Annotated in this window: 27 protein-coding genes; 12 read left to right on the top strand and 15 right to left on the bottom strand. The window is 66.3% G+C overall.

Annotated features, from left to right (window positions below; genetic code table 11):
- Positions 1 to 53: 53 nt before the first annotated feature.
- Positions 54 to 404 carry a DUF3301 domain-containing protein gene (locus LC407_RS03525; protein ID WP_025875275.1) on the top strand — a complete coding sequence of 117 codons (351 nt, stop codon included), beginning with the start codon at positions 54 to 56 and terminating at the stop codon, positions 402 to 404.
- 37 nt (positions 405 to 441) lie between these two features.
- Here the strand turns inward: LC407_RS03525 and LC407_RS03520 are convergent, their stop codons facing one another.
- The 7 genes from LC407_RS03520 to LC407_RS03490 all read right to left on the bottom strand — a co-directional run bounded on the left by LC407_RS03520 (position 442) and on the right by LC407_RS03490 (position 6,573).
- The gene (locus tag LC407_RS03520; protein WP_025875278.1) at positions 442 to 897 is read right to left on the bottom strand and encodes a ClpXP protease specificity-enhancing factor; all 456 of its coding nucleotides are present in this window, start codon (positions 895 to 897) and stop codon (positions 442 to 444) included.
- An 84-nt stretch (positions 898 to 981) separates the two neighbouring features.
- Positions 982 to 1,617 carry a glutathione S-transferase N-terminal domain-containing protein gene (locus LC407_RS03515; protein ID WP_025875280.1) on the bottom strand — a complete coding sequence of 212 codons (636 nt, stop codon included), beginning with the start codon at positions 1,615 to 1,617 and terminating at the stop codon, positions 982 to 984.
- Between the two features lie 134 nt (positions 1,618 to 1,751).
- Positions 1,752 to 2,501, bottom strand: coding sequence for a cytochrome c1 (locus LC407_RS03510; RefSeq protein ID WP_025875282.1), 750 nt, complete (start codon positions 2,499 to 2,501; stop codon positions 1,752 to 1,754).
- Positions 2,494 to 3,753, bottom strand: coding sequence for a cytochrome bc complex cytochrome b subunit (locus tag LC407_RS03505; RefSeq protein ID WP_025875284.1), 1,260 nt, complete (start codon positions 3,751 to 3,753; stop codon positions 2,494 to 2,496). Before LC407_RS03505 ends, LC407_RS03510 begins: the two co-directional genes overlap by 8 nt.
- The gene (petA, locus tag LC407_RS03500; protein ID WP_025875286.1) at positions 3,753 to 4,373 is read right to left on the bottom strand and encodes a ubiquinol-cytochrome c reductase iron-sulfur subunit; all 621 of its coding nucleotides are present in this window, start codon (positions 4,371 to 4,373) and stop codon (positions 3,753 to 3,755) included. The genes LC407_RS03505 and petA overlap by 1 nt, the downstream gene beginning before the upstream one ends.
- Positions 4,374 to 4,604: 231 nt before the next feature.
- Positions 4,605 to 5,558 (bottom strand): lytic transglycosylase domain-containing protein, encoded by a 954-nt coding sequence (locus LC407_RS03495; RefSeq protein ID WP_223482207.1) that lies wholly within the window; start codon positions 5,556 to 5,558, stop codon positions 4,605 to 4,607.
- Between the two features lie 46 nt (positions 5,559 to 5,604).
- Complete coding sequence (locus LC407_RS03490; RefSeq protein WP_223482206.1) at positions 5,605 to 6,573, bottom strand: WYL domain-containing protein; 969 nt, start codon at positions 6,571 to 6,573, stop codon at positions 5,605 to 5,607.
- 80 nt (positions 6,574 to 6,653) lie between these two features.
- Between LC407_RS03490 and LC407_RS03485 the strand changes: the two genes are divergently transcribed.
- Positions 6,654 to 7,274 carry a glutathione S-transferase family protein gene (locus tag LC407_RS03485; RefSeq protein ID WP_025875290.1) on the top strand — a complete coding sequence of 207 codons (621 nt, stop codon included), beginning with the start codon at positions 6,654 to 6,656 and terminating at the stop codon, positions 7,272 to 7,274.
- Between the two features lie 165 nt (positions 7,275 to 7,439).
- Positions 7,440 to 8,858, top strand: a complete 1,419-nt coding sequence (gene miaB / locus LC407_RS03480; RefSeq protein WP_033830758.1) for a tRNA (N6-isopentenyl adenosine(37)-C2)-methylthiotransferase MiaB — start codon at positions 7,440 to 7,442, stop codon at positions 8,856 to 8,858.
- Between the two features lie 171 nt (positions 8,859 to 9,029).
- On the opposite strand, the gene LC407_RS03475 is transcribed toward miaB, so the two are convergent.
- From LC407_RS03475 to LC407_RS03465, 3 genes are read right to left on the bottom strand one after another with little or no spacing between them, the layout of a single operon-like run.
- On the bottom strand, positions 9,030 to 10,142 hold the full coding sequence (locus LC407_RS03475) for an ABC transporter permease (RefSeq protein ID WP_223482205.1): 1,113 nt from the start codon (positions 10,140 to 10,142) through the stop codon (positions 9,030 to 9,032).
- The gene (locus LC407_RS03470; RefSeq protein ID WP_025875296.1) at positions 10,139 to 11,062 is read right to left on the bottom strand and encodes an ABC transporter ATP-binding protein; all 924 of its coding nucleotides are present in this window, start codon (positions 11,060 to 11,062) and stop codon (positions 10,139 to 10,141) included. The genes LC407_RS03475 and LC407_RS03470 overlap by 4 nt, the downstream gene beginning before the upstream one ends.
- Positions 11,063 to 11,082: 20 nt before the next feature.
- Positions 11,083 to 12,039 (bottom strand): HlyD family secretion protein, encoded by a 957-nt coding sequence (locus LC407_RS03465; RefSeq protein ID WP_223482204.1) that lies wholly within the window; start codon positions 12,037 to 12,039, stop codon positions 11,083 to 11,085.
- Positions 12,040 to 12,403: 364 nt separating this feature from the next.
- On the opposite strand from LC407_RS03465, the gene LC407_RS03460 reads away from it, so the two are divergent.
- From LC407_RS03460 to LC407_RS03425, 8 genes are all read left to right on the top strand, one after another.
- The gene (locus LC407_RS03460; RefSeq protein ID WP_025875300.1) at positions 12,404 to 13,390 is read left to right on the top strand and encodes a PhoH family protein; all 987 of its coding nucleotides are present in this window, start codon (positions 12,404 to 12,406) and stop codon (positions 13,388 to 13,390) included.
- Positions 13,387 to 13,872 carry an rRNA maturation RNase YbeY gene (gene ybeY / locus LC407_RS03455; protein WP_033830754.1) on the top strand — a complete coding sequence of 162 codons (486 nt, stop codon included), beginning with the start codon at positions 13,387 to 13,389 and terminating at the stop codon, positions 13,870 to 13,872. Before LC407_RS03460 ends, ybeY begins: the two co-directional genes overlap by 4 nt.
- Before the next feature lie 47 nt (positions 13,873 to 13,919).
- Positions 13,920 to 14,528, top strand: a complete 609-nt coding sequence (locus LC407_RS03450; RefSeq protein ID WP_223482203.1) for a hypothetical protein — start codon at positions 13,920 to 13,922, stop codon at positions 14,526 to 14,528.
- A 50-nt stretch (positions 14,529 to 14,578) separates the two neighbouring features.
- Positions 14,579 to 15,181, top strand: coding sequence for a hypothetical protein (locus LC407_RS03445; protein WP_223482202.1), 603 nt, complete (start codon positions 14,579 to 14,581; stop codon positions 15,179 to 15,181).
- 71 nt (positions 15,182 to 15,252) lie between these two features.
- The gene (locus LC407_RS03440; protein ID WP_223482201.1) at positions 15,253 to 15,804 is read left to right on the top strand and encodes a hypothetical protein; all 552 of its coding nucleotides are present in this window, start codon (positions 15,253 to 15,255) and stop codon (positions 15,802 to 15,804) included.
- A 64-nt stretch (positions 15,805 to 15,868) separates the two neighbouring features.
- Positions 15,869 to 16,750 (top strand): transporter associated domain-containing protein, encoded by an 882-nt coding sequence (locus LC407_RS03435; RefSeq protein WP_033830752.1) that lies wholly within the window; start codon positions 15,869 to 15,871, stop codon positions 16,748 to 16,750.
- On the top strand, positions 16,747 to 17,988 hold the full coding sequence (locus LC407_RS03430; protein ID WP_223482200.1) for a DUF4105 domain-containing protein: 1,242 nt from the start codon (positions 16,747 to 16,749) through the stop codon (positions 17,986 to 17,988). Before LC407_RS03435 ends, LC407_RS03430 begins: the two co-directional genes overlap by 4 nt.
- 6 nt (positions 17,989 to 17,994) lie before the next feature.
- A complete protein-coding gene (locus tag LC407_RS03425) occupies positions 17,995 to 19,029 on the top strand; it encodes a magnesium and cobalt transport protein CorA (RefSeq protein ID WP_051501564.1) in 1,035 nt (344 codons plus the stop codon).
- Positions 19,030 to 19,169: 140 nt separating this feature from the next.
- Here the strand turns inward: LC407_RS03425 and LC407_RS03420 are convergent, their stop codons facing one another.
- The 4 genes from LC407_RS03420 to potA form a co-directional block, all read right to left on the bottom strand.
- Positions 19,170 to 20,534, bottom strand: a complete 1,365-nt coding sequence (locus LC407_RS03420) for an NAD-dependent succinate-semialdehyde dehydrogenase (protein WP_223482199.1) — start codon at positions 20,532 to 20,534, stop codon at positions 19,170 to 19,172.
- A 63-nt stretch (positions 20,535 to 20,597) separates the two neighbouring features.
- On the bottom strand, positions 20,598 to 21,440 hold the full coding sequence (locus LC407_RS03415) for an ABC transporter permease subunit (RefSeq protein WP_025875316.1): 843 nt from the start codon (positions 21,438 to 21,440) through the stop codon (positions 20,598 to 20,600).
- Positions 21,437 to 22,369 carry an ABC transporter permease subunit gene (locus tag LC407_RS03410; RefSeq protein WP_025875318.1) on the bottom strand — a complete coding sequence of 311 codons (933 nt, stop codon included), beginning with the start codon at positions 22,367 to 22,369 and terminating at the stop codon, positions 21,437 to 21,439. Before LC407_RS03410 ends, LC407_RS03415 begins: the two co-directional genes overlap by 4 nt.
- Positions 22,366 to 23,502: a polyamine ABC transporter ATP-binding protein gene (potA, locus tag LC407_RS03405; protein WP_033830749.1), complete on the bottom strand. Its 1,137-nt coding sequence runs from the start codon at positions 23,500 to 23,502 to the stop codon at positions 22,366 to 22,368. Before potA ends, LC407_RS03410 begins: the two co-directional genes overlap by 4 nt.
- A gap of 274 nt (positions 23,503 to 23,776) precedes the next feature.
- On the opposite strand from potA, the gene LC407_RS03400 reads away from it, so the two are divergent.
- Positions 23,777 to 25,177 (top strand): NAD(P)/FAD-dependent oxidoreductase, encoded by a 1,401-nt coding sequence (locus tag LC407_RS03400; protein ID WP_223482672.1) that lies wholly within the window; start codon positions 23,777 to 23,779, stop codon positions 25,175 to 25,177.
- Positions 25,178 to 25,233: 56 nt separating this feature from the next.
- Here LC407_RS03400 and LC407_RS03395 read toward each other — a convergent pair whose 3' ends face one another.
- Complete coding sequence (locus LC407_RS03395; RefSeq protein WP_033830748.1) at positions 25,234 to 26,343, bottom strand: polyamine ABC transporter substrate-binding protein; 1,110 nt, start codon at positions 26,341 to 26,343, stop codon at positions 25,234 to 25,236.
- Between the last annotated feature and the right edge of the window lie 64 nt (positions 26,344 to 26,407).

The following is a 26,407-nucleotide window of genomic DNA, read 5'->3' as shown; positions in this document are numbered from 1 at the left end:
CCGGTCGCCATTCGTCGCCATCTTTGGCGGATCGACACCTGACGGCTGATGCCATGCCCACCCTGCTGTTCCTGCTCATTGCCGGCGGTATCGTCTACTTCTTCTGGAACGCAGCGCGTTCGGCCGCCGAACGTGCGATCGAGCTGGGCCGCAACGCCTGCCGTGCCGCCGATGTGCAGTGGCTGGACCAGGCGGTGCACGCCACGGGCCTGCGCTTGTCGCGCGGGGAAGACGGACGCCTCGGCTTCGAACGCACCTTCAAGTTCGAGTATTCCTACGACGGCATCGATCGCCATGTCGGCCGCATGGTGCTGCGCGGCGACCAGCTGGTTTCATTTACCGGCCCGGGCGCGGCACGGATCAGCCAGATCCGTGCGGACAACGAAGAGGCCGAGGATGTGTAGGGGCTGAAGGTGTGCCGACCAACGGTCGGCCCCACCATTACTTGACCACGCGCAGCGTCGGACGGCCTTTCGGCGGCGGACCAGCGGGCGGCGTGTCGTCCGGCGGCGTCTGCTCATCGTCGTGCAGCAGCTCATCACTGGCCGGCGCCGGCTCGCCACCGGGAATGTCATCCGGCAGGGCCATGCCCTGCCCGGTTTCGCGGGCATATACCGCCAGTACGGCGCTGATCGGCACCTGCACCGGATAGCTGGTGCCGGAGAAGCGCGCCGAGAAGCTCACCGACTCGTTGTCGATCACCAGCCTTACCACCGCGCGTTCGGCGATGTTGAGCACCACCCGGCCATCCTTGATGGCTGAAGGCGGAACCTGCACGCCGGGAACGCCGGCGTCGACCAGGATGTGCGGCGTCAGCTGGTTGTCATTGATCCATTCCACCAGGGCCCGCAACAGGTACGGTCGGTGGCTGGTCATGTGGAAGAAGTCTTCGGTCATGCGTGAAGTGTAGCGCCCGACGCCCCGGCCGGGGCGGATCGCCTGCACGCCGGTCGGCGTGCAGACGGGAAAGCGGATGGCGGATCAGCCCGGCAGATCGCGCAGTTTCTTTTCCTGATCGGTCAGGCTGCGGACGAAACCGGGGTGGCGGAAGATCCGGTTGCCGTAGTCCTCGATCGCCTTGCCGTCCTTCGGCAACGGCACATCCAGCGACTGCAGGCGCCAGATGATCGGCGCCATCGCGCAGTCGGCCAGGCTCATTTCCGGGTTGAGGAAGAACTTGCTGGCCTTGAACAACGGCAGCGAGGCCGTCAACAGTTCCTTCAGCCGCTTTCGCCCTGCCTCGGCCTGGGTCTTGTTGCCCAGCTGGATCGCCTGCACCTGCGGCACCCAGTCGTGCTCGATACGCAGCATGGCCAGGCGGATGCGCGCGCGCGACAGCGGGTCGACCGGCATCAGCGGCGGATGCGGATAGCGCTCGTCCAGATACTCGCTGACCACCGACGCGGCATACAGCACCAGCTCGCGCTCGACCAGGGTCGGCACCGAGTGGTACGGATTGAGATCGATCAGATCTTCCGGCGGGTTCTGTGGATCCACCGGTACGAAGTCGAAACTCACGCCCTTGGCCGCCAGCACCAGGCGCACACGGTGGCACAGTACATCGTCGTTCGAGGAAAACAGCGTCAGTGTATTGCGCATGCGTACGCTCGCCGCCATCAAAGGCTCTCCTACGACAGGAGACCGCCTGCCGTATCGGCGCCGCCAGCACCGTGCTGACGGTCGACTCCTCCCCGAGTGTGCAACCGACCATCACAAAAGCCAATAGGCCCGTTGCGATGGCCGGCCCTGGATCAGTGCACGTCCTTCCAGTATTCCTTCTTCAACAGGTACACCAGGAAGGTCAGCAGGGCCAGGAACAGGATCACCCAGACACCGAGCTGCTGCCGCTTCAGCGCGGCCGGCTCGCCGGCGTATTCAAGGAAGTTGGTGATGTCGCGCACGGCCTGGTCGTACTGCGCCGCATCGACCGAACCCGGGCTTTCGATGCGCAGGCCCGTCACCGGCGGGTCCATGCCCGCTGCTTCGGCCTTGCCATGTACCGCATGCTGCAGGCCCTGCATCTCCCACAACGGATTGGGCATGGATGCGTTGGCGAACAGCGCATTGTTCCAGCCCAGCGGGCGGCTGCTGTCCAGGTAGAACGACTTCAGGTAGGTGTAGATCCAGTCGCTGCCGCGCACCCGGGAAATCAGGCTCAGGTCCGGCGGCATCTTGCCGAACCACTTTTCGGCCTGCTCCTTGGGCATCGCCACCGGCACCGGATCGCCGATCGCCGAGCCGGTGAAGTTGAGGTTGTTCATCACCTCTTCCTCGCTCAGCCCCAGGTCCTCGCCCATCCGCGAATAGCGCAGGTACTTCAGTGCATGACAGCCACTGCAGTAGTTCATGTACAACTGGGCTCCGCGCTGCAGCGACGCCCGGTCACCCAGGTCGTTACCGGCCTGCAGGAGCTTGGTGCCGCCCTCGGCGGCCATGGCCAGGGTACTGCCCAGCATCAGGGCGGCCGCCAGGGCCAGCCGGACCATCCAGCGCTCAGTCATGCGTGGTCACCCTTTCCGGTACCGGCTTGGTCTTGTCCAGCCTTGTCCATATCGGCATGGTGATGAAGAAGGCGAAGTACAGGAAGGTCAGCACCCGCCCGACATAGGTCTCGTGTGCATCGGTACCAGGACCGGAACCGATCACCATCAGCCACGCAAAGCACACCACGAACATGCCCAGCAGGCCGCGCGACAGCCAGCCGCGGTAGCGGTAGGACTTGACCTTGGCCCGGTCCAGCCAGGGCACCAGGAACAGGATGGCGATGGCCGAGAACATCACGATCACGCCACCCAGCTTGTTGGGCACCACCCGCAACATCGCGTAGTACGGCGTGTAGTACCAGACCGGCTTGATGTGCTCGGGGGTGACCAGGCGATTGGCTTCGGTGAAGTTGTCGTGTTCCAGGAACAGGCCACCGAAGGCCGGTGCGAAGAAGATGATGAAGGCCGCGATGATCAGCAGGAAGCCCGCACCGACGCCGTCCTTGAGTGTGTAGTAGGGATGGAACGGGATGCCGTCGGTCGGCGCGTTCGGTGACCAGCGGTTGCCCTTCGGGCCCTTCTTGATCTCCACGCCATCGGGATTGTTCGATCCCACTTCATGCAGCGCGCCCAGGTGCAGCACCACCAGCAGCAGCAGGACCAGCGGCAGCGCGATCACGTGCAGTGCGAAGAACCGGTTGAGCGTGGCGTCGCTGGGCAGGTAATCGCCCATGATCCATTCGGTCAGGCCGTTGCCGATCACCGGAATGGCGCCGAACAGCGAGATGATCACCTTGGCGCCCCAGAACGACATCTGGCCCCACGGCAGCACGTAACCCATGAAGGCTTCGGCCATCAACACCAGGTAGATCAGCATGCCCAGGATCCACACCAGTTCGCGTGGCTTCTGGTAGCTGCCATACAGCAGCCCGCGGAACATGTGCAGGTAGACCACGATGAAGAACAGCGAGGCACCGGTGGAGTGCATGTAGCGGATCAGCCAGCCCCACTCCACGTCACGCATGATGTATTCGATGGAGGCGAATGCTTCGGCGGCATTCGTCTTGTAGTGCATGGTCAGGAAGATGCCGGTGACGATCTGGTTGACCAGCACCAGCAACGCCAGCGAGCCAAAGTAGTACCAGATGTTGAAGTTCTTCGGCGCGTAGTACTCGCTGACGTGCTTGCGGTAGATCGGCATCAACCCCGGCGCGCGGGCATTGACCCAGTCGGCCACGCCGGTGGCGGTACGGCTGAGGATGTTGGACATCAGGCAGCCCCCTGCGGATCGACACCGATGATGATGGTGTTGTCGTCCTGGTAGTGGTGCGCGGGCACCTTCAGGTTGATGGGTGCGGGCACGTCCTTGAAGACGCGGCCGGACATGTCGAAGCGCGACTTGTGGCAGGGGCAGAAATAGCCGCCCTTCCATTGGGGGTCGTAGGGCTCGGGGCGGATTTCACCCACCATTTCCGGCGAACAGCCCAGGTGCGTGCAGAGACCGACCAGCACCGAGATCTCGGGCTTGATCGAGCGCAGCTCCGGGTTCTGCTTGAGCACATACTCCGGCTGCTGGTCCTTCTCGCCGGACTCGGGGTCCTTCAAGCGGCCATCCAGCCCATGCAGCGCATCAAGGATCGCCTTGGACCGTTTGACGATCCAGATCGGCTGGCCACGCCATTCCACGATCAGGCGTTGGCCTTCCTGCAGGGCGCTGATGTCGGCCACCACCGGTGCGCCGGCAAGCTTGGCGCGGGCACTGGGGTTCCAGGATTTGATGAAAGGAACTGCGGTGAATCCGACGCCGACGGCGCCCACCACGGCTGTGGTGGCAGTAAGAAAACGCCGACGTCCGGTGTTGACTGGATCGTGTACCCCATCGTTGGCCATCCGGCACTCCGATATTGATTAGGTAGCTTTAAGGCTGCCAGCGGTTCCGGTGGGGGCCAGAGCCGCATTGAATCTCGGTCGAGTGTAGCGGAACCGTTGCGCGCCACACAACGCATTGCAACAACATAGTTTGTGGGGTTGCCGGCCAGCGGCCGGCACTACCTGTTCAAAGGTGGGCCGACTGACAGTCGGCACCTACCTGTTAACGGTGGGCCGACCAACGATCGGCACCTACTGCTTGCTCAGCACCGTGCGATAGCGCTCGGCCAGCTGGCCGACCCGGCGCACGTAATACTGGGTCTCGCTGTAGGGCGGCACGCCGCGATGGCGATCGACCGCGCCCTCGCCCGCGTTGTAGCCGGCAGCGGCCAGGGTCAGGTCTCCATTGAAACGCTTCAACAGCCACGCCAGATACTGCACACCGCCACGGATGTTCTGCCCCGCGTCGTAGGAATCGCTGACGCCGAAGCGCGCGGCGGTGGGCGGCATCAGCTGCATCAGGCCCTGGGCGCCAGCACGGCTGAGTGCGGTCGGGTTGTAGGCCGACTCGGCATGGATGATCGCGCGTACCACGGCCTCTTCCACCCCGAATTCGCGTGCGGCCGCGGTGATCTCGCTCTGGAAGGCCGTGGTGTTCAGGCGCACGCTGCCGAAATCGACGCGCGGATTGACCCCGCAGGCGTAACAGCGCTCCATGAAACTGTAGCGGATGGTCCGCACCGGGCCGAGGTTGGCGACCTGGGTCGGGCGTGCGCTGGTGTAGTGGCGCACCCCGTCCTGCATGTACGAATAGACCTGTCCGCTGACCATCCTGCCGCCGCGTGGACTGGCCGGCGTAGAGGTCGTTGCGGGTGCCGGGGTCGCTGCGACAGCAGGACTGGCCGCAGCGGCGGCAACCGCGACCGGATTACGCTCGGCGCTGGCCACCACTGCAGCAGGTGCCGCAGGTGCCGCAGGTACTGGTAGCGGCGCCGGCGCCGGCGCCGGCGTGGCGACCGGAGCGCGCGCCGCCCTGCCCGCGCTGCGGGTATAGCTGATGGTGCTGCATTGGGCACCAGCCACCCGCTTGCTGACATAGCTGGTGACACCGTCGGCGCCGAGGCACTTGTACAGGGTACCGGCGCTGGCCGGCGCAGCGGTCAGCGCAGCGATGATGATCGCCGTTATCCCCAGTCTCCCCTTCATGGCCGCGAGTGTCCCAGCTTCGCTGCGGCTTGCCAAGGGCGCCGGCTCAGACCGTGACGGCGGGCACGGCCAGGACCTGGCCAAGCCCGGCCAGGCGCTGGGCCAGCTCCTCGCGCAGCTCGGCCGGCGTGGTCCACACCGCCACCGGCAGGCGATCCAGGCTGAGGATCTGCGCCAGCATCATGCCGCGGCTCTCCGCGCCCATCCGCAACAGGCAATGTTCTGGCCCGTCGGCCTCCAGCACACCGCACCAGGGCGGAATGCACCCGGTCAGCTCCGCTTCGCTGCCGGCCAGGCGCAGGACGGCCTGCAGCGCGAACGGCGCCTGGCTGACCGCCTGCCGCACCATCACATCCGGCGGCGCCGGAGTGCGCCGATGCAGGCCAGGCTCTGGCAGCGAACGCACTGCGCCCATCCGGTCCACGCGCAGCGTGCGCCAGTCCTGCCGCCCCAGGTCCCAGGCCAGCAGATACCAGCGCCGTCCGTAGTTGACCAGGTGCTGGGCCTCGACTTCGCGTTGCGTCACCGCGTCCTGCGCGCTGCGGTATTCGAAGGCCAGCCGCGCGGCCTGCCGGCAATGCTGGGCCAGTCGCCCGAGCAGGCGCGCGTCGGTGGACGGCAGGTCGGACAGGGTTGCGGTGGCGGCATGTACTTCGCCGGCCTGCTGGCGGCGACGCGCCGGCACCAGCGGGTCGAGCTTGGACAGCAGGCCGCGTGCGGTGTCGTCGATGCCGGACACCGTGGCCGACGCCGCGCGCAGGGCAATCGCCAGTGTGGTGGCCTCCTCCTCATCCAGCAGCATCGGCAGCACCGGCGCACCGGCGCCCAGCCGGTAGCCGCCACCTACACCGGCCGAGGCCTGTACCGGATACCCCAGCTCACGCAGGCGCTCGACATCGCGACGGATGCTGCGCCGGTCCACGCCCATGCGCTCGGCCAGCTCGGCGCCGGACCAGTGACGGCGGGCCTGCAGCAGGGAAATCAGGCGAAGCAGGCGATGGGCGGTATGGCGCATGACGGATCGCGGACAGAAGTCGTCCGCAATTGTGCCCCAGCATGGGCCCCACTTCACCACCACCTGCAGGGAGCAATGCCATGACGTCACGCCAGATCACCCTCTACCACGCCGCCCGTTCACGCTCGAGCGGCGCTGTCGCCCTGCTCGAAGCGCTGGGCGCCGACTACCGCATGCAGGTGCTGGACCTGAAGGCCGGTGCCAACCTGGCCCCGGCCTATCTGGCTATCAACCCGATGGGCAAGGTGCCGGCCATCGTCCACAACGGCGCCCTGGTGACCGAGCAGGTGGCGATCTATCTGTACCTGGCTGACCTGTACCCGGAAGCCGGGCTGGCACCGCCGATCGGCGACGCCCTGCGCGGCCCTTACCTGCGCTGGATGGCCTTCTATGGCGCCTGTTTCGAGCCAGCGATGATCGACCGGGCGATGCGCCGCGATCCGCCGCCGCATGCGATGTCGCCCTACAACGATGCCGATACGGTGCTGCAGGTGATCGAAGCGCAGCTCGCGCAGGGACCGTACCTGCTGGGCGAGGTGATGAGTGCGGCCGACGTGCTGTGGGGCAATGCGCTGGCATGGACCAGTGCGTTCGGCCTGGTGCAGCCAGCACCGGCGACGGCCGCCTACATCGATCGGATGAGCGCGATGACCGCGTTTGATCGTTCGCGGCAGATCGATGCGGAGCTGATCGCGGCGTGAGGGCAGCCGGCCCGGCCCGGCGCCGCCGAAGGGGACGGGATGCAGGTAGCGCGGGGCCATGCCCCGCGAGCGCGCAGCGCGGCGCCGCTGGCGTTGCGCCGGGCGCACGCCCCGGGATGCGGGTAGAATCGCCCCCTTTCCCGCCACCCGAATGGATTAAGCGCCATGACCGGGACGCCAGACGTCTTTCCGCCCGCCGCCCAGGGCGGCACTCCGCTCGTTGCCCTGCCCTCTGGTCCGCGCAAGCCCGACCAGGTGAAGGGCAAGCTGTACATCAAGACCCACGGTTGCCAGATGAACGAGTACGACTCGGCCAAGATGGCCGACGTGCTCGCCGCCAGCGATGGCCTGGAACTGACCGATCGCCCGGAAGACGCCGACGTCATCCTGGTCAACACCTGCTCGATCCGCGAAAAGGCGCAGGAGAAAGTGTTCAGCCAGCTGGGCATCTGGAAGAGCCTGAAGAACCAGGGCCGCGAGGTCATCATCGGCGTAGGCGGTTGCGTGGCGTCGCAGGAAGGCGAGGCGATCATCAAGCGTGCGCCGTTCGTCGACCTGGTGTTCGGCCCGCAGACACTGCATCGCCTGCCGGAACTGATCCGCGCCCGTCGCGAGCAGCAGCGCCCGCAGGTGGACATCAGCTTCCCGGAAATCGAGAAGTTCGATCGCATGCCCGAACCGCGTGCCGATGGCGCGTCGGCGTTCGTATCGATCATGGAAGGCTGCTCCAAGTACTGTTCGTTCTGCGTGGTGCCCTACACGCGTGGTACCGAAGTCAGCCGTCCGTTCGAAGACGTGGTGGTGGAAGTGGCACAGCTTGCGGCACAGGGCGTGCGCGAAATCAATCTGCTCGGCCAGAACGTCAACGCCTACCGTGGCCCCTATGGTGATGGCGAGCTCGCCGACCTCGGCCTGCTGATCCGCACCATCGCCGAGATCGACGGCATCGGTCGCATCCGTTTCACCACCTCGCACCCGCTGGAGTTCAGCGATTCGTTGATCGACGCGTTCCGCGACGTGCCGCAGCTGGCCAACTTCCTGCACCTGCCGGTGCAGGCAGGCAGCGACCGCGTGCTGTCAGCGATGAAGCGCGGTTACACCGCACTGGAATTCAAGTCGAAGATCCGCAAGCTGCGTGCGGTGCGCCCCGATATCTCGATCAGTTCGGACTTCATCGTCGGTTTTCCCGGCGAGACGGATGCTGATTTCGAGAAGACCATGAAGCTGATCGAGGATATCGGCTTCGACCACAGCTTCTCCTTCATCTATTCGCGTCGCCCGGGCACGCCGGCTGCAGACCTGGAAGACACGATCAGCGACGCGGAAAAGCATGCGCGCCTGTCGCGGCTGCAGGAACGGATCAACGCGCATGCCGCGCAGATCTCCGAAAAGATGGTCGGCAGCGTACAGACCGTGCTGGTGGAAGGCCCTTCGCGCAAGAACCCGAACGAACTGACTGGCAAGACCGAGAACATGCGTTCGGTGAACTTCCCGGCGCACCCGCGCCTGATCGGCCAGTTCGTGGACGTGGTGATCACCGAAGCGATGACCAACTCGCTGCGCGGGCGCGTCGTGACGGAATAAGGTGTGCCGACCAACGGTCGGCACCCACCGAGGGATTGAGGCGTGCCGACCAACGGTCGGCAACCACCGAGGAATTGAGGCGTGCCGACCAACGGTCGGCAACCACCGCAATTGATGCCGGCCAGCGGTCGGCACCTACCGGGGTGGATGCCGACCGTTGGTCGGCATGCTTCAATCCAGGCGTTTGCGGAAGCGCAGGATGGCCAGGGTCATCATCGCCACGATGAACACCAGCAGCGCCAGCGCGTCCGGCCACAGCTCCCACAGCGAAGCACCGCGCAGCATGATGCCGCGTACCAGGCGCAGGAAATGGGTCAGCGGCAATACTTCAGCCAGCCACTGCACCGGCCGGGGCATGCCGGCGAACGGGAACATGAAGCCCGACAGCAGGATGGAGGGCAGGAACAGGAACAGGGTCATCTGCATGGCCTGGAACTGCGAACGCGCCCGGGTTGAAATCAACAGGCCCAGCGCCAGGTTGGCCAGCACCAGCAGCACGGCGGCCAGATAGACATCCAGCAGGCTGCCGCGGATCGGGACCTCGAACAACCACGTGCCCAGCAGCAGCACCAGGGTGGTCTGCAGCAGACCGATCGCTGCGTATGGCAATACCTTGCCGACCATCAGTTCGCTGCGCGATACCGGCGTGGCGATCAGCAGCTCCATGTTGCCGCGTTCGCGCTCGCGTACCACCGCCACTGCAGTGAACATCACCAGGGTCATGGTCAGGATCACTCCGATCAGGCCGGGCACGATGTTCACCGCTGACCGTCGTTGCGGGTTATAGAAGCTGATGACACTCACCGGCCCGCTGGCGATGCTGCCTTCGCGTAGCGGCCGCGTGTTGCTGGTCGGCCGCGTGTCCAGCGGCACCTGCGCCAACTGGATCGCCGCACTTTGCACCACCGTGTCGCTGCCATCGACCAGTACCTGCACCGCTTCGCGGCCTTCGTAGCGGCGTCGTTCGAAATCGGCGGGAATCACGATACCCACGCTGATCCGGCCCCGTCGCAACGCCTCCATCAGCTGTTCGGGCGTATAGGCCTGTGCGCGCGGGGCGATCACACCGGTGGCGACCATGTCCTGCACCAGCGCGCGAGAAGCCGCACTGTTGGCCTGGTCGGCGATGCCGGCATCCAGGTGCCGCAGGTTGAGGTTGATCGCATAGCCGAACAGCAGCAGCTGCATCACCGGGATGCCGATGATCATCGCCAGGGTGATCCGGTCGCGGCGCAGCTGGCGCAGCTCCTTGAGCATGATCGCCCACAGCCGTCGCAGGCTCATGCCGCCGGCTCCCGGCCGCGGCCACGGGTAGCGGAAACGAAGACGTCTTCCAGGTTGGGCGCCACCGGTTCGATGCTGGCCTGCGGATCGGCGGTGGCAAGGGCCTGCGCCAGCACGGCGGTATCGGCCGCGCCCTCACTGCACAGCACACGCAGCTCGGTGCCGATCTGCGCCACGCTGAGCACGCCAGGCAGCGCCGCCAGCGCGCGGCTGGCCTGCCGGGGTTGCGCGGTGGTGACGGCCAGGGTGCGACCCTGCAGCTGCGCGCACAGTTCGGCCGGCGTGCCATCGGCTACCAGGGCACCGCGATCAAGGATCGCCAGCCGGTGGCAGCGTTCGGCCTCGTCCATGTAGTGGGTGGACACCAGCACCGTGGTGCCGGCATCGGCGAGTTCGAACAGCGCCTCCCAGAAATCGCGACGCGACTCGGGATCGACCGCACTGGTCGGCTCATCCAGGAACAGCAGTTCCGGCGCATGGATCACCGCACCGGCCAGCGCCAGCCGCTGCTTCTGCCCACCACTGAGGGTGCCGGCCAACTGCACCTGGCGATCCTGCAGGCGATACTGCAGCAGCAGCGCATCGACCCGTTGCCGCGCCTGCGCGCGTGGCAGATCCTGGATGGCGGCAAGAAATTCCAGGTTCTCCCGCACCGACAGGTCTTCGTACAACGAAAAACGCTGGGTCATGTAGCCGATGCGGCGGCGCAACGCCTCGGCCTGCGCCGGGATCGCCAGGCCCAGCACGTCGATCTCGCCCGCGCTCGGCTCAAGCAGCCCGCACAGCATGCGGATGGTGGTCGATTTGCCCGAGCCGTTCGGGCCGAGGAAGCCGTATACCTGCCCACGCGGCACCTGCAGATCGACGTTGTCCACCGCCAGCAGGTCGCCGAAACGGCGACTCAGGCCCCGCGCACGCACGGCGATGTCATCGACCGGGTTCAGAAGCGCACCTGCACCGGCAGCCCGGCGGGCAGCGCCTGCATGTCGGCACTCTCGTCGATCTCGATCTCGGCCAGGTAGCTCAACCGCGAGACGTCATCACCAGTCAACGCGTAATAGGGGGTAAAGGAAGGTTCGCTGCGGATCGACCGCACATGCGCTTTCAGTACGGTGTTGGCGCCGTCCAGCTGCACCTGCGCGGCCTGCCCGACCTTCACCTGCAGGCGCAACGGCTGCGGCAGGTACACGCGCGCATGCGGCCGTTCGCCCACCAGCATCACCACCAACGGTGCACCGATCGGTGCCTGGTCGCCTTGCCTGTAGGGCAACGCATCGACCACGCCATCGCGCGGCGCGCGCAGCTGCAGCTTCTGCAGGTTGACGGCCTGCACGACCTCCTGTGCCTGTGTCGCCCTGGAGGCGGCCTGGCCCTGGGCGATGTCCTCACGACGGTTGCCGCGCTGCAGCTGCAGCCACGCCTGTTCGGCAGCACGCACGCTGGCCACGGCGTTGTCGGCGGCCGCGCGGGCCCGGTCCAGATCAGCGGCAGCCACCAACCGCTGACGGGCCAGCGGTTGCACCCGGCGGTAGTAAGCGGTGGCTTCCGCCGCCTGCGCGCGCAGCGCGGTGAGCTGTGCCTGCGCCTGGGCGATCTGCTCCGGACGCGGGCCAACCTGCAGTTCCTCGAGCTGTGCCTGCGCGCGGGCCGTTTCGGCCTGTGCGGCGTCGAGCTGGGCTGCGCCACGGACAGGGTCCAGGCGCATCAGCAGCGCGCCCGCCTTGACCGCCTGCCCCTCGCGCACGTCAACGGTACTGATCACTTCAGCCGCCGGTGCGGGCACGCTGATCCGGTCCCATTCAAGCGTACCCAGTGCTGCTGGTGGTGCTTCGCCGCACCCCGCCAGCAGGCTGCTGCCCAGCAACCCCATCCTGCGCACCCACGTGCCCACGGCCATGCGCCACCTCCTGCGATGGCGCCACGGTGCCATGCTCCCTGTGCACCCGCAATGATCCAGATCAGCGCTGGCCAATAATTGATCAGCCGCTGCCAACGCCACTGCCGCAAGGCTCGCTGCCACCTATCCACAGGTTCGTGGCAACACCGTCCACACCGCATGTGGAAAACCCTGCAGGCACTGGCACAATTTTCACCACGGCATCATCTTCCTTGTGGCACAAGCCCTGCGAAGGTCTATCCACAGGTTTCTTCGGCGCCGGTCCACACCCGGTGTGGAGAACTGTCGTCATGCCGGCTTGCGCGTTACCCTTGTCGTCCCTGACTCCATCGCGGTGGACGGCGACCCCGCCCCACCCCAAGCAATGAAAAGCATCGAGCATCGAGACTTCACCCTGTCGCCGGAAGACAACGCGCAGCTGGCCAACCTGTGCGGCCCGTTCGACGGCCACCTTCGCCAGATCGAACTGAAGCTTGGCGTGGAAATCGCCAACCGCGGCTTCGTGTTCCGCATCAGCGGCCCGGCCGAGGCCAGCGCCGAGGCGCAGAAACTGATCGAGGCGCTGTACGAAGAAGCCGCAGAGACCACCTTCGACAACCACGCCATTCACCTGCGGCTGAACGCGGCCAACATCGAACAGATCGCCGACCGCTCCTACGAAGCGCAGGACGTGGCGATCAAGGTCAAGCGCGGAACCGTGCGCGGCCGGGGTTCCAACCAGAGCCGCTACCTGCACCAGATCGTCAGCCACGACATCAACTTCGGCATCGGCCCGGCCGGTACCGGCAAGACCTTCCTGGCCGTGGCCAGCGCGGTGGAAGCACTGAACGAATCACGCGTGCAGCGCCTGATCCTGGTGCGTCCGGCGGTCGAGGCCGGCGAGAAGCTGGGCTTCCTGCCCGGCGACCTGAGCCAGAAGGTCGACCCGTACCTGCGCCCACTGTACGACGCCCTGTATGAAATGCTGGGCGTGGAAAAGGTGCTCAAGCTGCTGGAAAAGAACGTCATCGAGATCGCGCCGCTGGCCTACATGCGCGGCCGCACGCTCAACGATGCGTTCGTGATCCTGGACGAAGCGCAGAACACCACCATCGAACAGATGAAGATGTTCCTGACCCGCCTGGGCTTCGGTTCCACCGCCGTGGTCACCGGCGACCTGACCCAGACCGACCTGCCCAAGCACGTGAAGTCCGGCCTGCGCGATGCGATCGACGTGCTGCGCGACGTGGAGGGCGTCAGCTTCACCTTCTTCGAAGCCCGCGACGTGGTCCGCCACCCGCTGGTGGCGCGCATCGTCAGTGCCTACGACCGCCGCGACCTGCATGAGATCCAACCTGGAGCGACTCCATGACCCGTGGTCCCGTACGACTGGATGTCGCCGTCAACTACGCCCTGCCCCGTGCCGGGCTGCCCTCGGCCGTCAGCTTCCGCAAGTGGGTGGCGGCTGCGCTGAAGGGCCGCATCCGCGAGGCCGACCTGGCCATCCGCGTGGTCGACAGCAAGGAAGGGCAGTCGTTGAACCGGCACTACCGGGGCAAGGACTACGCCACCAACGTGCTGAGCTTCCCGGCCGACGTGCCGGAGGGCCTGCCCAAGGGCGTCAAGTTCCCGCTGCTGGGCGACCTGGTGATCTGCGCACCGGTGGTGGCGCGTGAAGCCGAGGAGCAGGGCAAAGTGCTCAACGCCCACTACGCGCACCTGACCGTGCACGGCGTGCTGCACCTGCTTGGCTGGGACCACGAGGACGACAAGGAAGCCGAGGCGATGGAACAGCTGGAGCGCGAGATCCTGGCCGAGCTTGGCATCGACGACCCGTACGCGGGCGAGCGCTGAGCCGGGGACAGCGCTATCCTGCGCCTGCAACCTCCCCGGAGACATGGATGATGATGGGCGACATGGGGCCGCTGCTGGCCGGAAGTGCAATCTTCTCCCTGCTGCTGGTCGTGACCGCCAACGTGGTGCGCCGCGTCAGCGCCAACCACCCCGACGGCCGGCACTGGCTGCTGGGCACACTGGCCCTGTTGTCGCCCACCAGCCTGCTGGCAGGCGTAGCCGTGGGTGTGGTCGGGCCGCACCTGCTCAGCGGAAGTGGCCCGGTGAGCAGTACGTCGGCGATCTGGATGACCACGATGGTGCTGATCCTGATCGGCGCGCTCTCCGCACCGGTGAGCTGGCGCGTGGTCCTGCAGCAGCGCCTCGGGCGCGCAAGCGGCAGCCTGCCGTTCTTTTACGCAACGCGTGCGCAGCTGTGGGCGCTGTTCCTGCTCGCTGTGGTGTACATGAGCACTATCCACCTGGCGAGCACGAACCTGCCGGACTGGCTGCTGGAACCGGGTGCACTGCCGGTTGCGGTCCGCGCAGTGATGCAACTGGTCCACGTGGCACTGCTCTCGGCGATGCTGACCCTGCCGGCGATGGCGTTGCGCACTGTGGCCAATCGTTCGGTACGACGTGTGCGGGCGCTGCTGCACCGGACACCGCAGAGCTGACACCGCCCTTTGCAACGGGTGATGCTGCCTCGGGAGCACCAATGATCTTGATGTCCGCACTATTGCTCTCCACCCTGCTGCAGTCCGGGGCAGGCCTGATGCCCGATCCTGACCGGCCCTCACCGTTTCCCGCCAGCGACAGTGAGGCCGACATCAGTGCCAAGGTCGCCGAGCTGCGCGCTTTTTTCGGCAGCAGCGAGCAGGACACCCGCAACACCGTCGCCACCGCCCAGCAACGGGCGCTGATCGAGCGCCTGGAAGCCAGGCACGCGGCGCGGCTGGCGGGTATCTGGGTGGACAACGATCCGGGCTGGCACGTCGTGGTGCGACTGACCGGTGATGAACCGGTAGCAGATGAGGTACATGGCGGCGCAGATGGCCCGCAGTACGTGCACTTCCGCACCGGCGCCGCGCTGACGGAGGCGGAGATGCAGCGCCGCCTGGGCAGCCATCGCGATTGGCTGATGCAGCAGTTTCCGGACACCTTGGGCTTCCACCTGGATGTCCGTACCGGCGAGCTGAACCTGATGCTGAAAGACACCGCGACCCACCGCGCAACCGCCGCCGCCAGCCTCGATCACCTGCAGCTGATGCTGGGGTTCCCGGTCAGAATCCAATGGCTGCCACCCGACACGCACTCGTTCCCGCCCTGAACAGCCCGGTCGCTGGACGTCGCGGCGGCCGTTACCATGGTCCAGCTTTCTCCATCGCGGACCTTCTGCCTGTGCTGCTGCGTACTGCCCTGCCCCTGCTGCTCGTTGCCTCCACCGCTTCCGCCGCGCCGCTGGACCTGCCTGCGCTGATCGAATGCCGCCAGGGCGTGGCCGAGCACGCCGCGCTGGCACCGCTGCTGGCCGATCCGCTGAAGGCCGTGGCGCATGGCCTGCAGCCGCTGCCGCAGGGCAACCAGTTCATGAGCGAGTACCGCCTGGCCAGCCCGATCACCGTGTTCGGCCAGCAGACCGAGCGTGTGGCCGTGGCCGGCGCCAGCATCATGGCCGTGCTCGACCAGGCCGATCCGCGGCCGCTGGCCAGGCAGCTGGCCCTGGAGATCGGCTACGACCAGGACGGCAAGTTCATGGCCGGGCGCGAGCTGGTCAGCCGCGATGTGACCGACCCGAAGACCGGGGAGGCGCAGATCGAGTCGATCATCCTCAGCGTATCCACCGTCGCCAGTCACCCGGGCAGGACCCTGGCCGGCTGCACCTACAGCCTGGACCTGCCGGCCGAGGACGAGGGCCCGGCCGCCACCGCCCCGGCGGCCGACGGTCACTGACAGGCCCCCACATCCTGCTAGACTTGGGTCATCGCCCGGCCTGCCGGGTGCCTTTTTTCCAGAGATGTCAGAAGACGACAGTAGTAGCTCCTCCGTGGAGCACAGTGAAAAGAAGCGCGGCTGGCTTGAACGCCTGACGTCTGCTTTTTCCGGCGAACCCCACACCCGCGACGAGCTGGTCGCTGTCCTGCACACCGCGCAGGAAGAAGGGTTGATCGCCGCAGATACCCTGAAGATGATGGAAGGTGCCATTTCGGTGGCCGAGCTGACCGTGGGCGACGTGATGATCTCGCGTTCGCAGATGGTCTCGCTGCCGGTGGAGGCGCCCTTCCTGGAGCTGATGAAGCAGGTGGTCGAGTCCGGCCATTCGCGCTTCCCGGTGCATGGTGAGAACAAGGACGACATCCTCGGCGTGTTGCTGGCCAAGGACCTGCTGCGCGGCGTGGTTGCCGACAACGGTCCGGGCAACGTGCGTGAACTGCTGCGCCCGGCGGTGCTGATTCCGGAAGCGAAGAAGCTCAACGTGCTGCTGAAGGAATTCCGCCTGTCGCGCAACCACATGGCGATCGTGGTGGACGAGTACGGCGGTGTCGCCGGCCTGGTCACCATCGAGGACGTGCTGGAGCAGATCGTCGGCGAGATCGACGACGAGCACGACGAAGCCGAGGATTTCTCGGCGCAGATCGCCATCCAGGCCGATGGCCAGTACGTGGTGGATGCACTGACGCCGATCGGCGATTTCAACGAGCGCTTCGGTGCCACCTTCTCCGATGAGGACTACGACACCATCGGTGGCCTGGTGACCGAAGCGGTGGGCCATCTGCCGGAAGTCGGTGACGAACTGGCGCTGGACCGCTTCATGTTCCGCGTAGCCCGCGCCGATGCGCGCCGGGTCCAGGCCTTCCATGTAACGGTGCTGGCACCGGACGCGCAGGACGACGCTTGAAGCACCGTGGCCTGATCCTGACGGTGTGGCTGGCACTTTGCGTGCTGGCCACGACCCTGCCACTGACCGCGTTCGCGCAGGCGGCGCCACCGGTCGTTTCGACGGCCAGTGATGCCCCTGCCCCGCGCGTTGGTGTGGTCACCATGCAGCCCGGCACCGTGTTCTTCGAGCGCTTCGGCCACGATGCCATCGTCGTGCTGAACCCGGTGAGCGGCGAAGCGATCTCGTACAACTTCGGCTACTTCGATCCGTCCGAACAGGATTTCATCGGCCGCTTCGTGCGTGGCGACATGATGTATTACCTGGTGGCGCTGCCACTGCAGCAGGACCTGTCGTACTACGACGAGACCGGCCGCGGTGCCAGCGTGCAGTGGCTGGATATCACCCCTGACCAGGCACGCTCGCTGGCCGCAGACCTGGCCGAACGGGCCAAGCCGGAAAACGCGCGCTACCACTACGATTACTACACCGCCAACTGCGCCACGATGGTGCGCGACACGCTGGACAAGGCACTGGGCGGCGGCCTGCATTCACAGCTGTCGGGCCGTTCGCGTGGGAACACCTATCGCAGCGAGTCGGTACGGCTGGCGTCCCCGGCCCCGTGGATGTGGCTGGGCTTCGATATCGGCCTGGGCCCGTTTGCCGACCAGCCGCTCTCGCGCTGGCAGGAAGCCTTCGTGCCGATGCGCCTGGCCGATGCCCTGCGGCAGGCCCGCAACAGCGACGGCCGCCCGCTGGTGCAGTCCGAGCAGGAACTGCTGCCGCACCGCATCGACCCCGAACCGAAGGAATTCGCGCGCCACTGGTGGCCGTGGCTGCTGTGTGGCTTGGTGATTGCGGTCGGCGTGCTGGCGCTGCGCAGGCGTACGCGCCTGCTGGCCGGCCTGGCCTTGCCGCTGTGGCTGCTGTGCACCATCGCCGGTGGCCTGCTGGTGTTCCTGTGGGGCTTCAGCACGCACTACGCTGCCTGGGCCAACCGCAACCTGCTGCTGCTGTCGCCGCTGTGCGTGCTGCTGTTGCCGGGGGCGATCAGCCTGCTGCGGCGGCGCGTGCCCGGCCGCATGTTCAGGATCGTGCTGTGGCTGGTGGCGGTGCAGGCCGTGGCTGCCCTGGTGCTGCACTGGCTGAGCCTGCAGGCGCAGTACAACGTGCAGTGGATCGTGCTGCTGCTGCCGGTCCACGCGGCGCTGGCCTGGGTGCTGGGGCGCCGTCCTCACTTGTCGGAAACGCAGCACTGACGCACGATGGCGGGCATGTCATTGCCCGCCCCACTGCCCGCCCCTGCTGCCGCCTCCGCCGCAGCCAATCCCACCTGCGTCATCAACTGCGTCCACTACGATGACGACGGCAAACGCCACGACATCAGCCTGGATGCCATCAGCGATGTCATCGCCAGCAACAATGGTTTCGTCTGGGTCGGCCTGTACGATCCAAACGAAGACGTGCTGCTGAAGCTGCAGGAAGAATTCTGCCTGCACGACCTGGCCGTCGAAGATGCGCGCAACGCGCACCAGCGCCCCAAGGTGGAGGCCTACGGCAACTCGTTGTTCGTGGTGGTGACCACCGCGCAGATGGTCGACGAGCGCATCCAGTACGGCGAGACCCACGCCTTCCTCGGCCCACGGTTCCTGGTGACCGTTCGCCATGGCGCCTCGCTCTCGTACGCACCGGTGCGCGCGCGCGTGGAGCGCGAACCACAGCTGCTGAAAATGGGCCCCTCGTACTGCCTGTACGCCGTGGCCGACTTCGTGGTCGACAATTACCTGCCCATCACCAACCGCTTCCGCGACACCCTGGAACTGCTGGAGAAGGACATCTTTGCCGACAGCTACAAGCGCAGCACGGTGGTGCGCCTGTATGAGCTCAAGCGCGAGTTGAACAAGATGCGGATGGCGGTGGCGCCACTGCAGGATGTACTGGCACAGCTGCGTCGGTACCAGGGCGAGCTGTTCCCGGACGAAGTGAAGCTGTATATCCGCGACGTGCACGACCATGCGGTACGCATCAGCGATGTCATCGACACGCTGCGCGAAATGCTGGGCACGGCCCTGAGCGTGAACCTGTCACTGGTGACGCTGGCGCAGGGTGAGACGGTGAAGCGGCTGGGTGCCTGGGCCGCGCTGCTGGCCGCACCGACGCTGATCACCAGCTGGTATGGCATGAATTTCAGCCACATGCCGGAATTGAACCAGCCGTGGGCCTACCCGCTGATGATTGTCGCTGTCGGTGGCATCTGCGTTGGCCTGTACCGGCTGTTCAAGCGGGTGAAGTGGTTGTAGGGCGTATCGACCAACGGTCGATTCCCACCGGACCGGTAGGCCACGACCGTTGGTCGTGGCACATGACCTGCCTTGGGTAGTGCCGGCCGCTGGCCGGCAACCAGGCAATGCCGGCCAGCGGCCGGCACTACCGTTGGGAATCAAGCCACGTAGATCGTCTTGATGTTCATGAACTCATGGATGCCGTGGTCGGCCAGTTCACGGCCAAAACCTGATTCCTTGCTGCCGCCGAACGGCAACCGCGCATCGCTCTTGACGATGGCGTTGACGAAGGCCGCGCCGCATTCCATGCGCTGGGCGAAGGACTCGCCACGCACCGGGTCACGCGTCCACACGCTGCCGCCGAGGCCGAAGCGGGTGTCGTTGGCCACGCGCAGCGCTTCGGATTCATCCTTGACCCGGATGACCGCAGCGACCGGCCCGAACAGTTCTTCGTCATAGGCCGGCATGCCCGGCCCCACCTGGTCGAGCACGCTGGCCGGGTAGCCCGCATGCGAACCGGCGATCGGTTCGCCGCCGATCAGCACCCGCGCGCCTTTGGCGACGCTGGCCTGCACCTGCTTGTGCAGTTCGTCGCGCAGATCGGCACGGGCCATCGGCGCCAGCGTGGTGCCGCGCTCGTTCGGGTCGCCGTACTGACGCTCGCCTGCGGCTTCGACGAAGCGCCGGGTGAATTCATCGGCTACCGCTTCAACCACGATGAAGCGCTTGGCGGCAATGCAGGTCTGGCCACTGTTGTCGAAGCGCGACTTCACCGCGGCGGCAACCGCCTTGTCCAGATCGGCATCATCGAGCACCACGAAGGCGTCGCTGCCGCCCAGCTCCATCACCGACTTCTTCAACTGGCTGCCGGCATTGGACGCGATGGAGCGCCCTGCCCGCTCGCTGCCGGTCAGGGTGACTGCCTTCACCCGTGCATCGCGCAGTACGTCGGCAGCCTGGTCGTTGTCGATGTGCAGCACGTCGAACACACCGTCCGGCAGGCCGCCATCGCGGCACACCGCCAGGATCAGGTCGGCGCACTGCGGCACGTTGCTGGCGTGCTTGAGCAGCGCCACGTTGCCGGCCATGAACGCCGGGACCAGGAAGCGGAACACCTGCCAGATCGGGAAATTCCACGGCATCACCGCGAACACGCAGCCGATCGGTTCATAGCGCACGTAGCTGCGCTGGGCCTCGGTATCGATCAGTTGCGGCTTCAGGTAGTCGGCGGCGTGGTCGGCATAGAACTCACAGGTGGTCGCGCACTTTTCCACTTCGGCCAGGGCCTCGGCCTTCAGCTTGCCCATCTCGCTGGTCATGGCCTGCTGCAGGTCATCGCGGCGCGCACGCAGCTGGCCGGCAATCTGCTTGAGGATCGCCCCGCGATCCTGCAGCGAGCGCTCGGCCCAGCGTGGGAACGCCTCGGCTGCGGCCTGCAGGCGCTGCTCGATGGCAGCGGCATCCATCAGCTCATGGCGGTAGGTCACCTGGCCGGTGGCCGGGTTGATGATCTCGACGGTCATGGGGGGTCTCCATCAGGTAGACCCCCATTGTGCGCCGGCCGCCGTGAGCCGGATGTTGCCGGCTCAGCCGTTGTCCTGGCGGGCCAGCTGCAGGTCGCGCTGGCGTCGCTTCTCCGCACGCGCATTGATGTACCAGCCGATCACCGCAGCAATGGATACTGCAGACACCAGCAGCGTGGCCAGCGCATTGATCTTCGGGCTGATGCCCATGCGTACCGAGGCGAACACCTTCATCGGCAGCGTGGTCGAGCCCGGCGTGGCAACGAAGCTGGCCACCACTACGTCATCCAGCGACAAGGTGAACGCCAGCAGCCAACCGGCCACCAGCGCCGGGGCGATGATCGGCAGGGTGATGCGGGTGAACACGGTCAGCCGGCTCGCGCCGAGATCCATCGCCGCTTCTTCCAGCGACAGGTCCATCTCCTGCAGGCGCGAGGACACCACCACGGTGACGAAGCACAGGGTGAAGGTGACGTGGGCGATCCAGATGGTGGCCAGGCCACGCGCCGGGAAGCCCGGTATCGCGCCCATCGAGGCCAGCAGCGCCATCAGCGAGAAGCCGAGGATCACATCCGGCATCACCAGCGGCGCGGTCACCAGCGCACCGAAGAACGGCTTGCCGCGGAAACGCTTGAAGCGGGTCATCACCATTGCCGCCAGCGTGCCGAGCACGGTGGCGGTACAGGCGGTCCAGAACGCGACCACCAGGCTGGTCCACATCGCATCCATCAGCGCGCGGTCGGCAAACAGGTCGCTGTAGGCACGGGTGGAGAACCCGGCCCAGACCATGGCCAACCGCGAGCTGTTGAACGAATAGAACATCAACAGCAGGATCGGCAGGTACAGGAAAGCGAAGCCGAGCAGCAGCACACCCAGGCCCAGGCCCTTGGCAGAACGCGGGCTCATGCCTGCTTCCCTTCCAGCAACCGCTGCTGGGATCGGTTGAACAGCAGGATCGGCACCAGCAGCAACAGGATCATCGCCACTGCCATCGCCGAGGCGCCCGGCCAGTTGCGGTTGTTGAAGAACTCGTTCCACAGCTGGCGACCGACCATCAGGGTTTCCGACCCACCCAGCATTTCCGGGATCACGAATTCGCCGATCGCCGGGATCATCACCAGCATGCAGCCGGCGATGATGCCCGCCTTCGACAGCGGCAGGGTGATGCGCAGGAACGCCTGCCACGGCTTGGCGCCGAGGTCGTAGGCTGCTTCCAGCAGTCGGTGGTCATGCTTGACCAGGTTGGCGTACAGCGGCAGCACCATGAACGGCAGATAGCAGTACACGATGCCGATGTAGGCCGCGGTCGGGGTGTCGATCAGCTGCAGTTTCGGCAGGCCCATCGAGGTCATCAGCGACTGCAGGCCGGTGTACTGCAGGAACTGGTCGAGCAGGCCGTTGCGGTCCAGGATCGCTTTCCATGCATAGACGCGGATCAGGAACGAGGTCCAGGACGGCAGCACCACCAGCATCATCGCCACGTTGCGCGCGGCCGGCGACAGGCGGGCGATGGCATAGGCCATCGGATAGCCGATCAGCAGGGTGAGGAAGGTCGAGATGGCGGCGATCTTGATCGAGCTCAGGAACGCCTGCGCATAGATCGAATCACGGAACAGCGCCAGGTAGTTCTCGAGGTTGAGCTTGAGCGAGAGCCCGCCATCGACGTACTGCAGCAGCCAGGTGTACGGGGGCGAGCCGACCCGGCTGTGCGAGAAACTGATCATCAGCACGATCAGGAACGGCACGGCGAAGAACAGCAGCAGCCACAGGTACGGAATGCCGATCACCGTGGCACGCAGCCCCGGCAGCCAGCGCTTCAGGCCGGCGGCGCTCATGAGGTCAGCACCACGCCGTCGTTGTCGCGCCAGTGTACCCACACCTCGTCACCCCAGGTCAGGCCATCGCTGGCCCAGCGCTGCGAGTTGGCGAAGTTGGCCAGCACCTTGGCGCCGCTGGGCAGGCGCACGTGGTATACCGAATGGCTGCCGAAATAGGCAATGTCCTCGATCACGCCCTGCGCCTTGTTGGTGTGCCCTTCCGGCTCGTCCTTGCCGATCATCACCTTCTCCGGGCGCAGCGCGAACGCGACCGGCTGCCCTTCATAGCAGGTGATGCCGTGGGCGATGTAGACCGGCGCCGGGAACAGCGGCGAACGCACGGTCACGTATTCGGGCAGGTCCTCGTCGATCACCCCGTCGAACAGGTTGACCGAGCCGATGAACTCGGCGACGAAGCGGTTGGCCGGCTGCTCGTAGACCTCGTCGGGCTTGCCGACCTGCTGGATCCAGCCGGCGTCCATCACCGCGATGCGGGTGGCCATGGTCATCGCCTCTTCCTGGTCGTGGGTGACCATCACGCAGGTCACGCCCGACGACTCGATGATGCTGACCAGCTCCAGCTGCATCTGCGAGCGCAGCTTCTTGTCCAGCGCGCCCATCGGTTCGTCCAGCAGCAGCAGCTTGGGCCCCTTGGCCAGCGACCGCGCCAGCGCCACGCGCTGCTGCTGGCCGCCGGACAGCTGGTGCGGCTTGCGCTTGCCAAGATGGCCCATCTGCACCAGGTCGAGCATCTCGCCCACGCGCTTGGCGATGGTCTCGCGGGCGAGTCCGTCCTGCTTCAGGCCGAAGGCGATGTTCTGCTCCACGGTCATGTGCGGGAACAGCGCATAGGACTGGAACATCATGTTGACCGGCCGCTGGTACGGCGGCAGCGCGTCCATCCGCTGGCCATCGACGGTGATGCTGCCCTTGGTGGGTGTCTCGAAGCCGCCCAGGCAGCGCAGCAGGGTCGATTTGCCGCTGCCGGAGCCACCGAGCAGCGCGAATATCTCGCCCTTGCGGACGTCCAGGTTGACGTCGTCGACGGCGACGAAGCCATCGAATTCCTTGCGCAGATCACGAATGGAGAGATAGCCGGGCACACCGGTCGCTTCGACGACGGCGGCTTCCGGCTGGGCTTCAACGGGCATGGGGGCTCCGGGAGCGGGCGGTGGACAGCGGCGGCCATTCTACCGGCCGGGGGCCGATGGGGATATGACGACGGCGGGCGGGAAGGCGCCGCTGGCCGTCCTGGAGTACCGGACCGGTGTCGGGTTTGGCCCGCAAATGGCGCACTCCAGGCGCAACACGCGCTCCCTGCGTGGCCGTTGCCTGGTGTTTCCGCCTTGGCCTGCGGGTGCCGCGCCGAATCTGCAACGTTTTTCAGAACCGGAAGCCTTGATCGCCCGCCACTACCCCGTCGCAATCCCCAGGATCGAGGCCGACCATGGACGAACACGCGTGACATCCGCAGACACTTCTGTCTTCGCCCCACCCGCCCCCCAGCCCTCGTCGGCTGATCGGCTGGAGGTGGCCATCATCGGCGCCGGCCAGGCCGGGCTGTCACTCAGCGCGGTCCTGCAGGAGGCCGGCGTCGCGCATCGCGTACTGGAGGCGGAAACCGTGGGCGCCAGCTGGCGGCGGCGCTGGGATTCCTTCCAGACCAACACCGCCAACGCGACGATGGCCCTGCATGGCCACGCCTATGCGGGCGACGACCCGGAGGGCTTCATGGCCGCACCGGAAGTGATCCAGCGGCTCCGCGACTACGCCAGCGAAAGGTCACTGCCGATCCACGAAGGCTGCGCGGTCCTGCGTGTCACGCCCAAGGCGGGCGGCTACGCCATCGAATCCAGCCGCGGGCCGATCCAGGCCGCTGCGGTGGTGGTGGCCACCGGCGAATACGGCCGTCCCCGGATGCCCCGCGTTCCCTTTGCGCCCGGGCCGGCGCTGGCGGTAATGCACTCCAGCAACTACCGCAATTGCCGGCAGCTTCCCGACGGCGCGGTGCTGGTCATCGGCGGCGGCCAGTCCGGCGCGCAGATCGCCCAGGATCTCCGCGCCAGCGGCCGCAACGTGTATTGGTCGCTGGCCGAGCGCCATTCGCATACGCGCCGGCTGCGCGGCAAGGATTCGATGACCTGGTGGGACATGGCCGGACGCATCCACCAGCATGTGAGTGAATCGGCCGGGGTGCTCGCCGGGGAGCCGGACGCGCTGCGCAAGGCCCGGACCGCAGAGTTCCCGCTGATTTCCGGCAAGGGACGCGCAGGCCTGGGCAGCTCGATCAGCCTGCTGTCGATGCATCGCGAGGGCATCACGCTGCTGGGCCGCCTGCAGGGCTTCGACGCGGACATCGCCCGCTTCGCCGATGTCCGCCCACAGCTGCGCACCGCGGTCGAGGCGACTCGGGCCGAGTACGCCTATCTCGATTCACTGGCAAGCGGGTACTACGCCACGCGGCCCGAACCGCGCACCGATGATGCCCGCTACATTCCCGAAGAGGTGTACCTGCACTGGGAGCCGGACGCCTCGCCGCGCGAACTGGATCTGAACGCTGCCGGCATCCGCTCGGTTGTCCTCGCCACTGGCTTCGTCGCCGAATGGCCGTGGCTGGATGTGGATGGCGTGCTGGACGAACACGGTTATCCGCTCGGCGAGTTCGGCGTCTCCCCGCAGCCCGGGCTGTTCTTCATCGGCATGCACAACCTGCAGCGGATGAGCTCATCATTCCTGTGCAACGGCGGTCGCGATGCGCGCGACCTGTTGCCCGCCATCCTGCGGCACCTTGGCCGGGCCGGTGGTGCAGCTTCCGGGAAGGGCTGAGGCCATCCGCCGGGCATGGCCCGGCGCTACCACTTTCTTCCAGCGGGCAGGACCGCTTACCTGCCGGTCTTCACCTCGGTCCACAGCCGGGTGTAGAGCTTGTCGGTCTCCGGCGTGTTGATCGAATAGGTGAACATCTTCGCGGCCACGTCGGCCGGCGGGTAGATGGTCGGGTCGGTGCGGATTGCCTCGTCCACCAGCGGGGTCGCGGTCGGCACCGGGTTGCCGTAGTGGATGAAGTTGGTGTTGGCCGCGGCCACCTTCGGTTCCAGCAGATAGTTGATGAACGCGTAGGCCGCTTCCGGATGCTTGGCATCCTTCGGGATGGCCAGCATGTCGAACCACTGCGGCGCGCCTTCCTTCGGGATCGAATAGGCCACGTGCACGCCATTGCTGGCCTCGGCAGCACGGTCGCGGGCCTGGATGATGTCACCCGACCAGCCCACCACCAGGCAGGTGCCGCCGTTGGCCAGCGAGCCCACGTACTGCGAGGAGTGGAAGTTCTGCACGTACGGGCGGATCGACTTCAGCAGGTCCGCCGCCTTCTGCAGGTCGGCCGGATCGCCGCTGTGCGGGTCCAGGCCCAGGTAGTGCAGCGCGATCGGAATCATGTCCGCCGGCGTGTCCAGGATGGTCACGCCGCAGTCCTTCATCTTGCTGATGTTTTCCGGCTTGAACACCAGGTCCCAGCTGTTGGCGATGTCGGCGCTGCCACCGAAACGCTCCTTCAGCATGTCCACGTTGTAGCCGATGCCGGTGGTGCCGATCATGTACGGCACACCGTACTGGTTGCCCGGATCCTGGGTAGCGATGCGCTTCATCACCGCCGGGTCGAGATTGGCCAGGTTCGGGATCTTCGACTTGTCCAGCGGCAGGAACACGCCGGCCTGGATCTGCCGGCCGAAGAAGTTCAGCGTCGGCACCACCACGTCGTAGCCGCTGTTGCCGGCCAGCAGCTTGGTCTCGACCATCTCGTCACTGTCGAACACATCGTAGGTGACCTTGATCCCGCTCTGCTTCTCGAAGTTGGGGATGGTGTCTTCGGCGATGTAGTCGCTGTAGTTGTAGACGTTCAGGACCTGGCTGTCCTGTCCGCCGCCGTTGCCGCCGCCACAGGCGGAAAGCATGGCGGAGGCCAGGCCGAGCGTGAGGATACGCAGCTTCATCGGGTGCTCCAGAATGCGGAAAGGGGGGCCGGCCGGGCCGGCGACGGGTGCCAGCCTACCCCCC

This window comes from Stenotrophomonas sp. OVS01A, assembly GCF_019969775.1.
GTDB classification, from domain to species: domain Bacteria; phylum Pseudomonadota; class Gammaproteobacteria; order Xanthomonadales; family Xanthomonadaceae; genus Stenotrophomonas; species Stenotrophomonas indicatrix.
The sequence above is the reverse complement of the archived record's forward strand: the minus strand, read 5'-3'. Positions and strand labels throughout refer to the sequence as shown.

What these genes read in the sequence shown, in the direction of transcription:
- LC407_RS03520 (WP_025875278.1), bottom strand. Translation starts at nt 897, where the DNA reads ATGACCGAAGACTTCTTCCACATGACCAGCCACCGACCGTACCTGTTG.
- LC407_RS03475 (WP_223482205.1), bottom strand. Translation starts at nt 10,142, where the DNA reads ATGAGCCTGCGACGGCTGTGGGCGATCATGCTCAAGGAGCTGCGCCAG.
- LC407_RS03510 (WP_025875282.1), bottom strand. Translation starts at nt 2,501, where the DNA reads ATGACTGAGCGCTGGATGGTCCGGCTGGCCCTGGCGGCCGCCCTGATG.
- LC407_RS03450 (WP_223482203.1), top strand. Translation starts at nt 13,920, where the DNA reads ATGATGATGGGCGACATGGGGCCGCTGCTGGCCGGAAGTGCAATCTTC.
- LC407_RS03490 (WP_223482206.1), bottom strand. Translation starts at nt 6,573, where the DNA reads ATGCGCCATACCGCCCATCGCCTGCTTCGCCTGATTTCCCTGCTGCAG.
- LC407_RS03410 (WP_025875318.1), bottom strand. Translation starts at nt 22,369, where the DNA reads ATGAGCGCCGCCGGCCTGAAGCGCTGGCTGCCGGGGCTGCGTGCCACG.
- miaB (WP_033830758.1), top strand. Translation starts at nt 7,440, where the DNA reads ATGACCGGGACGCCAGACGTCTTTCCGCCCGCCGCCCAGGGCGGCACT.
- LC407_RS03495 (WP_223482207.1), bottom strand. Translation starts at nt 5,558, where the DNA reads ATGAAGGGGAGACTGGGGATAACGGCGATCATCATCGCTGCGCTGACC.
- LC407_RS03415 (WP_025875316.1), bottom strand. Translation starts at nt 21,440, where the DNA reads ATGAGCCCGCGTTCTGCCAAGGGCCTGGGCCTGGGTGTGCTGCTGCTC.
- LC407_RS03395 (WP_033830748.1), bottom strand. Translation starts at nt 26,343, where the DNA reads ATGAAGCTGCGTATCCTCACGCTCGGCCTGGCCTCCGCCATGCTTTCC.
- LC407_RS03435 (WP_033830752.1), top strand. Translation starts at nt 15,869, where the DNA reads ATGTCAGAAGACGACAGTAGTAGCTCCTCCGTGGAGCACAGTGAAAAG.
- LC407_RS03445 (WP_223482202.1), top strand. Translation starts at nt 14,579, where the DNA reads ATGTCCGCACTATTGCTCTCCACCCTGCTGCAGTCCGGGGCAGGCCTG.
- LC407_RS03505 (WP_025875284.1), bottom strand. Translation starts at nt 3,753, where the DNA reads ATGTCCAACATCCTCAGCCGTACCGCCACCGGCGTGGCCGACTGGGTC.
- LC407_RS03465 (WP_223482204.1), bottom strand. Translation starts at nt 12,039, where the DNA reads ATGGCCGTGGGCACGTGGGTGCGCAGGATGGGGTTGCTGGGCAGCAGC.
- LC407_RS03420 (WP_223482199.1), bottom strand. Translation starts at nt 20,534, where the DNA reads ATGACCGTCGAGATCATCAACCCGGCCACCGGCCAGGTGACCTACCGC.
- petA (WP_025875286.1), bottom strand. Translation starts at nt 4,373, where the DNA reads ATGGCCAACGATGGGGTACACGATCCAGTCAACACCGGACGTCGGCGT.
- potA (WP_033830749.1), bottom strand. Translation starts at nt 23,502, where the DNA reads ATGCCCGTTGAAGCCCAGCCGGAAGCCGCCGTCGTCGAAGCGACCGGT.
- LC407_RS03485 (WP_025875290.1), top strand. Translation starts at nt 6,654, where the DNA reads ATGACGTCACGCCAGATCACCCTCTACCACGCCGCCCGTTCACGCTCG.
- ybeY (WP_033830754.1), top strand. Translation starts at nt 13,387, where the DNA reads ATGACCCGTGGTCCCGTACGACTGGATGTCGCCGTCAACTACGCCCTG.
- LC407_RS03515 (WP_025875280.1), bottom strand. Translation starts at nt 1,617, where the DNA reads ATGGCGGCGAGCGTACGCATGCGCAATACACTGACGCTGTTTTCCTCG.
- LC407_RS03425 (WP_051501564.1), top strand. Translation starts at nt 17,995, where the DNA reads ATGGCGGGCATGTCATTGCCCGCCCCACTGCCCGCCCCTGCTGCCGCC.
- LC407_RS03525 (WP_025875275.1), top strand. Translation starts at nt 54, where the DNA reads ATGCCCACCCTGCTGTTCCTGCTCATTGCCGGCGGTATCGTCTACTTC.
- LC407_RS03460 (WP_025875300.1), top strand. Translation starts at nt 12,404, where the DNA reads ATGAAAAGCATCGAGCATCGAGACTTCACCCTGTCGCCGGAAGACAAC.